This is a genomic window from Actinoplanes sp. NPDC048791 (assembly GCF_040650095.1).
Taxonomy (GTDB): domain Bacteria; phylum Actinomycetota; class Actinomycetes; order Mycobacteriales; family Micromonosporaceae; genus Actinoplanes.
In genome coordinates, this window is sequence record NZ_JBEZGQ010000972.1 from 2,265 (window position 1) to 3,155 (window position 891).

At 73.4% G+C, this 891-nt stretch carries 1 protein-coding gene; it reads left to right on the forward strand.

Features of this window, described 5'->3' with window-relative positions; all coding sequences use genetic code 11:
* Window positions 1-624 (forward strand): NmrA family NAD(P)-binding protein (locus AB0C29_RS40655; RefSeq protein WP_360832340.1); only part of this gene is annotated, 624 nt, incomplete at its 5' end.
* Between the last annotated feature and the right edge of the window lie 267 nt (window positions 625-891).

The following is an 891-nucleotide window of genomic DNA, read 5'->3' on the forward strand; positions in this document are numbered from 1 at the left end:
CCGGCCGTGCACATGGTCTCCGCGTCGGAGAGCGAGGACCGCGTCGAGCAACACCGCGCCTTCGTCGACGCCGCGGCCGCCGCCGGGGTGGGCCACCTCGTGTACGTCTCGTTCGTCGGTGCCGCCCCCGACGCGACGTTCACCCACGCCCGCGACCACTGGCACACCGAGCAGCACATCCGGGCCACCGGGCTGCCGTTCACCTTCCTGCGCGACAACCTCTACGCCGACTTCCTGCCGTACCTGGCCGGGACCGACGGGGTCATCCGCGGGCCGGCCGGCGACGGCCGGGTCGCCGCCGTCGCCCAGGACGACATCGCCGACGCCGCGACCGCGGTGCTCACCGTCCCGGCCGCCCACGCCGGGCACACGTACGACCTGACCGGCCCGGAAGCGTTGACCCTGCACGAGATCGCGGCCCTGCTGTCGGTCACCTACCAGCCCGAGACCGTGCCGGAGGCGTACCGGTCGCGCAGCTCGTCGGGCGCACCCGGCTGGCTGGTCGACGCGTGGGTCTCGACCTACACCGCGATCGCCGCCGGTGACCTCGCCGCGGTCACCGACGCGGTGCCGCGCTTGACGGGCCGTCCCGCCACCTCGGTGGCGGAGTTGCTAAAGCAGTAGCGCCCGCCGCGCGCCCGCTCTACGGTGGCGGGGACCAGCGGAGCCCAGGGAAAGGGACGGACATGCGAGGAACCGGTGTGTTCAGGCCGTCCATCCGTTCCCTGACCTCCGAGGATCTCCTTGCCCACGCTCAATCTCGGCATCCTGGCGCACGTCGACGCCGGTAAGACCAGCCTCACCGAGCGCGCCGCTGTCGGTGGTGGTGCTGCCGGCGTCGTCGCAGCCGAGCGCCGCCACGGCGCCGTGGGCGAAGAGCAGGCGCTCGGT